The organism is Nocardioides sp. NPDC057772 (assembly GCF_042798075.1).
Classification (GTDB): domain Bacteria; phylum Actinomycetota; class Actinomycetes; order Propionibacteriales; family Nocardioidaceae; genus Nocardioides.
Map to the genome: position 1 here is coordinate 1 of NZ_JBHVKN010000321.1, position 3,528 is coordinate 3,528.

The 3,528-nt window shown below is 67.2% G+C and carries 4 protein-coding genes; 1 reads left to right on the forward strand and 3 read right to left on the reverse strand.

The window, feature by feature from the left end; all coding sequences use genetic code 11:
* The 3 genes from ACFVJS_RS27040 to ACFVJS_RS27050 all read right to left on the reverse strand — a co-directional run.
* Nucleotides 1–516: GPP34 family phosphoprotein (locus tag ACFVJS_RS27040; protein ID WP_378886646.1), on the reverse strand; the 516-nt coding region annotated here is incomplete at its 3' end.
* Nucleotides 517–590: 74 nt separating this feature from the next.
* Nucleotides 591–1,028 (reverse strand): VOC family protein, encoded by a 438-nt coding sequence (locus ACFVJS_RS27045; protein WP_378886647.1) that lies wholly within the window; start codon nucleotides 1,026–1,028, stop codon nucleotides 591–593.
* Between the two features lie 94 nt (nucleotides 1,029–1,122).
* Entirely contained in the window at nucleotides 1,123–2,214 is a 1,092-nt protein-coding gene (locus ACFVJS_RS27050; RefSeq protein ID WP_378886648.1) for a DNA glycosylase AlkZ-like family protein, read from the reverse strand.
* Nucleotides 2,215–2,367: 153 nt separating this feature from the next.
* Here ACFVJS_RS27050 and ACFVJS_RS27055 point away from each other — a divergent pair, with 153 nt between their 5' ends.
* On the forward strand, nucleotides 2,368–3,345 hold the full coding sequence (locus ACFVJS_RS27055) for an ABC transporter substrate-binding protein (protein ID WP_378886649.1): 978 nt from the start codon (nucleotides 2,368–2,370) through the stop codon (nucleotides 3,343–3,345).
* Nucleotides 3,346–3,528 lie beyond the last annotated feature (183 nt).

The window sequence follows — 3,528 nt, forward strand, 5'->3', positions numbered from 1 at the left end:
GCAAAAGAAATTCTCGGGCCAGCGAAATTGCGGAATCAGGCTTGCCGGAACCCTTCCTAACGTGGGTCTCACCAGGGTGGCGCCCTGGACGAGGATGGCGGCCAGCTGGCCGCGTACGGCGTTCTCATGGGTCGAGTCCGCGGCCGGCCAGGTGGTGCGCGGGAAGAGGCCGAGGATCTTCTCGTCGCGGCGCTTGAGGATGTTGCGGTCGCAGAGCCGAGCGGCAAGGGCCTCGTGGAGACCCTTGCCGAGGTCGGTGACGGCATTCTTGGCCGCCAGCGGCTTGGCTGCCAGCGAGTCGTACGCAGCGGCCAGGATCGGCTCGTCGGGCCGGTGTTGCGGCACCGCCACCGCCTTCGCCGGGGTGAGCCCGGACCTGGGCGTCACCTGGACCGCGCCCGTCAGCACGAGCTCGGTCAGGAGCGCTCCGCCCAGCGCCTGCTGGACCCAGGACGAGGTGAGGGTGCCCTTCTCGTCGTCAAGCACGAGCAGCAGCAGATCTTCGGCGATGAGCATGCCTCAGACGCTACGGCGGCGCGGGCGATCGCACCTCCTACGAAAGGACGATCTTCACCTCGACTCTGGTCTGACTAGGCGGGTGTGGACTCCGGGCCGGCGACGTCGAACATCCAGCTCACCCCGAACTTGTCATCGAACTGGCCGAAGTAGTCGCCCCAGGGCGCCAGGTCGAACGGCATCCCGGCCGTGCCTCCCTCGGAGAGCTTGGCGAACTGCTCGGCGTAGATCTCGTGGTCGGCGGGGTCAGAGCTGGTGACTGCGATGGTGACGCCGGCGGTCGGGGCGACGTAGTCCATGCCCGGAGGCGTGTCGGAGGCCATCAGGACTCGGCCGTCGTCGAACGTGAGCGAGCCGTGCATGACCTGGTCGGCGGCCTCGGCGGGGGCGCCCATCTCGGGCATGTCGCCGAACGTCATGACCTCGACCTTGCCGCCGAGCACCGAGCTGTAGAACTCGAGTGCTTCCTTCGCCTGGCCGTTGAAGCTGATGTAGGGGTTGAGCGTTGCCATGCTGATCTCCTTTGATCGATGTCTGACCCCGCTGCCCACAGTAGGCGCGCGTCGTGATGGTGAGAAGAGCAATCCGCACCTGCCTGGATCCGCGTCAGGGGTGGGTCACGTCGACGCCGAGCCACGCCGCCAGAGCCTCGATCTCGGCGTCCACCGCGTCCCTGATCTGTGGGTTCCACGGGAAGTCCTCGTGGACGGCGAAGACGAGCAGCTGCCCCGACTTGCGGTCCACCTTGGCGTCGAGCTTCCCGACCAGCCGATCGCCGTGCAGGATCGGAAGGGCGAAGTAGCCCCAGCGCCGTTTGGCGGCCGGCTTGTACATCTCCAGGACGTACTCGAACCCGAACAGCTCCAGGGCCCGATCTCGGTCGTAGACCAGGCGGTCGAAGGGGGAGAGCAGGGCCGTACGCGGCGCGAACTCGTCCTCGAGCGCGGCGAGCGCCTCGGGGTCGACGCGCCACTCGCCGTCGACCCCGGTCACGGTGCACGGGACGCCGGCGTCTCCGGCGCCGAGCACCTCGCCACCAGAGGAGTCCTTCCGCCCGGGGCGGGCGATCCCGAGCGAGGCCAGCCGCCGCACCGTCTCCACCTCGAGCGCCTTCTCGGGCGGCGGAAGCTGCAGGTCAGAGGGGTAGACACGCTCGGCGAGGTCCCAGGTGCGAAGCTTCCCGCGGCGCCCGGCGATCGCGACCTCGCCCATCCGATTGAGCAGCTCGATCATCCGCAGCACGTTCTTGTCGTTGGTCCATCCGGTCGAGGCCCATGACACCTCCGAGGTGTCCTCGATCTCGCCGGCCACGAGTGGGCCATCGGCTCGCAGGCGATCCAGGATCTGCGTACGGAATCTGCTGTTGGCCTCCACCCACTCGACGGCCGTGGGGTGGATCCGCCCGGGAGAGAGCGCCAGAACGGTCTCGATCTCGTCCATCGGCACGATGAAGCTGGAGAACTCGACCAACGAGCGCTCCTGCTCGAGGGCGAAGGTGAGATCCGAATGGTCGTACGCATCCCCCAACCGCGACCACGCCACCAGATCCGCGCTCGGTGCGATCGCCTTGGTCGGGTCGATCTGCAGGAGCGTCAGCTGGTCGACTGTCTGCACCAGCGAGGCCGGCCGGCGCGCATCGAGGAGCTGGGCACGCACGGCGATCCGACGCGCCTGTTCCGGAGAGAGGGTGAGCGTCATGGTCGTCACACTATGGGGGTTTCCGGACGACCTGCTGCCGATTCGAACCGATCTTCCGATTCCGCTTGACCGCGCGGATGTTAACGCTCACACTGAGTCGCATCGTGACGACGGTCACACCAGGCCGCCGCAGTGAAACACTGGAGGACGACAGTGAAGAAGACGCTCACCGCTCTGTGTGTGCTCGCCATCGGCGGGATGTCGCTCAGCGCGTGCGGTGGCAGCGAAGCCGCCGACGACGGCTCGATCACCATGGGCTTCGCCCAGGTCGGGGCCGAGAGTGGCTGGCGCACCGCCAACACCACCTCGATCCAGGAGTCGGCCAAGGAGGCCGGCATCGAGCTGAAGTTCTCGGATGCGCAGCAGAAGCAGGAGAACCAGATCAAGTCGATCCGGTCCTACATCCAGCAGAAGGTGGACGTGATCGCGTTCAGCCCGGTCGTCGAGACCGGCTGGGACGCGGTGCTCCAGGAGGCCAAGCGCGCCAAGATCCCCGTGGTGCTGACCGACCGGGCCGTGGACACCGAGGACACCTCGCTCTACGTGACCTTCATCGGCTCCGACTTCGTCGAGGAGGGGGAGAAGGCGGGCCAGTGGCTGGTCGACAACGCGGACGCCTCCGACGTCGACAAGGACGGCGCGGTCAACGTCGTCGAGCTGCAGGGCACCACCGGTTCGGCCCCGGCGATCGACCGCAAGAAGGGGTTCGAGGACAAGATCTCCGCCGACTCCAAGATCAAGATCACCGCCTCTCAGACCGGTGACTTCACCCGTGACGGTGGCAAGCAGGTCATGGAGGCCTTCCTGCAGTCCGAGCCGAAGATCGATGTCGTCTACGCCCACAACGACGACATGGGTCTGGGTGCGATCGAGGCGATCAAGGCGGCCGGGAAGAAGCCCGGTACCGACATCAAGATCATCACCGTCGACGCGGTCAAGGACGGCATGACCGCGCTGGCCGCGGGAGAGATCAACTTCATCGTCGAGTGCAGCCCGCTGCTCGGCCCGCAGCTGATGGAGGTCGCCGAGAAGGTCGTCGCCGGCGAGGAGGTCCCCGAGCGGATCGTCACCGAGGAGACCACCTTCACCCCGGAGCAGGCGGCCGAGGTGCTGCCTGACCGGAAGTACTGACCGCCGCTGACCGAGGTGCCTCGGCGAGGCGTCGCTTCCCTCGTGGAACTCCGCAAGGGAAGTGCGCGCTCGCCGAGGTAGCTCGGTGATCATCCCGCCCCGCACGCCGCCCCCGCCGTCCCTCGACCCGTCAGGAGCCAGCACCCAGATGAGCCAGGCAGAAGTGAAGCTGCCGCACCCGGT